At 60.0% G+C, this 613-nt stretch carries 2 protein-coding genes; both read right to left on the bottom strand.

Translation table 11 applies throughout. The features are described from left to right. Positions 1-158 (bottom strand): L17 family ribosomal protein (locus EN879_RS38080; RefSeq protein ID WP_281034641.1); only part of this gene is annotated, 158 nt, incomplete at its 3' end. A gap of 104 nt (positions 159-262) precedes the next feature. Then, positions 263-613: DNA-directed RNA polymerase subunit alpha C-terminal domain-containing protein (locus EN879_RS38075; RefSeq protein ID WP_281033403.1), on the bottom strand; the 351-nt coding region annotated here is incomplete at its 5' end.

Raw genomic sequence — 613 nt, 5'->3', positions numbered from 1 at the left:
GTCACCAGCTTCTCGACGATCGGACGCAGGTCCTTCGCCTTCGGCAAGGTTGTGACGATCTGCTCGTGCTCGAGCAGCGACACGGCGAGGTTGGCGAACATCGACTTGCGATGGCTAATGCTTCGGGCGAAGCGGCGGCCTTTGAAACCGTGGCGCATGGCTCTTTTCCTTCTTCAGTTGTTCAAGAGGCCGCGGCCTCTGATGGTTTTCCGCATGACCGTCGGATCGAGCGGCCCACGCCGCCGATCCTTGGAATTCATGCTCAATATTGGTCTTCGTAACGCTTAGCGAGGTCTTCGATGTTTTCCGGCGGCCAGTCCGGCACTTCCATGCCGAGGTGCAGGCCCATCGCCGCCAGAACTTCCTTGATCTCGTTCAGCGACTTGCGGCCGAAGTTCGGGGTGCGCAGCATCTCGGCTTCGGTCTTCTGGATCAGGTCGCCGATATAGACGATGTTGTCGTTCTTCAGGCAGTTGGCCGAACGCACCGAAAGCTCGAGTTCGTCGACCTTCTTGAGCAGCGCCGGGTTGAAGGCGAGCTCGGTGACGGCCTCGGCAGCGACTTCCTTCTGCGGCTCGTCGAAGTTGACGAACAGGCCGAGCTGGTCCTGCAG

Origin of the sequence: Mesorhizobium sp. M7A.F.Ca.AU.002.02.1.1 (genome assembly GCF_003998535.1) — a bacterium.
In the GTDB taxonomy this organism is placed as follows: Bacteria; Pseudomonadota; Alphaproteobacteria; order Rhizobiales; family Rhizobiaceae; genus Mesorhizobium; species Mesorhizobium ciceri.
This window is presented reverse-complemented; position numbering and strand designations above follow the sequence as displayed.